Origin of the sequence: Lactobacillus sp. N54.MGS-719 (genome assembly GCF_000980505.1) — a bacterium.
GTDB lineage: Bacteria > Bacillota > Bacilli > Lactobacillales > Lactobacillaceae > Lactobacillus > Lactobacillus amylovorus.
In genome coordinates this window covers 1-900 of sequence record NZ_LARO01000131.1, presented here as the reverse complement: position 1 = coordinate 900, position 900 = coordinate 1, and the positions used below count along the sequence as shown (strand labels likewise).

Annotated in this window: 1 protein-coding gene and 1 pseudogene; one reads left to right on the top strand and one right to left on the bottom strand. The window is 34.7% G+C overall.

Going from position 1 to position 900, the window contains the following annotated elements:
• Positions 1 to 121 precede the first annotated feature (121 nt).
• Positions 122 to 316, top strand: coding sequence for a hypothetical protein (locus WS44_RS09610; RefSeq protein ID WP_288145748.1), 195 nt, complete (start codon positions 122 to 124; stop codon positions 314 to 316).
• Positions 317 to 406: 90 nt separating this feature from the next.
• On the opposite strand, the pseudogene WS44_RS09605 reads toward WS44_RS09610, so the two are convergent.
• Positions 407 to 900: pseudogene (locus WS44_RS09605) on the bottom strand (oligopeptide ABC transporter substrate-binding protein); the annotation flags it as partial.

Here is a 900-nt window from a genome sequence, read left to right as displayed (position 1 = left end):
AAGTCAAATTTAACTTTAATTTTTGTTTATTATTCAAAAAAATCATATAATATTTAACAGATTTAAAAAGACTGGGGAAAAGTTGATGTATGTTTTTTAACAAATCGGTATCTCAATAGGGATGATTTTAGTTGCGCTTGCTATCCATATTTTGCGCCAATCTATTAATGAAAGTTCACAGCTCACCATGGTTAATTACATCTTTGCCTTATCTATTGCCATTGGTGGCATCTTCATCATTGTAGCTAGCTTAGCGCCTATTCAGCCCCAGAACTGGTACACTAGCAGTTCACTTTGGAAAATTTTGATTGCATGATTCAGTACCTTAAGTAGTATTGAATTATTTTCTTTTTATTCTATTCGACTATTACCAGTCTCATAATTCAGACGAACACCATCTTTAACGTTAAGAAATTAACCACTTACTAAAGCCTACTTTATACCAAACACTATTTGCAGCTGCTGGTTTTAACGAGTAGTTCACGATCTTATTATTAACAGCTTGAATCGCATAAGAGTTAGTCATTGGTACAATATAAGCTTCATCATTCATATATTGCTGCCACTTATGAAAAGCCTCAACTCTGTATTGGTGATTGAAAGCATTGGTTGAATCAATTTCATTTAATAACTTATTATTTTCCTTCGTTGCAAATCTAGAGTCATTCATCGGATTGGTTTCACTGTACATCCCTCTTGGTGAGGGTTCAGTTGACAATGACCAAGCCGCTATAAACATATCAATATTCTTATCATCGTGATCCAATTTGTCGTAGAAGGAATTGAACTCAATTAATCTGACACCAGTTAAGCTGACATGCAAGCCGATTTTATGCCACTGTTGAATATAATTCTGAATAATCGGCTCTTGCACTGCGGAACCTGTCATTGCGGCCAAGT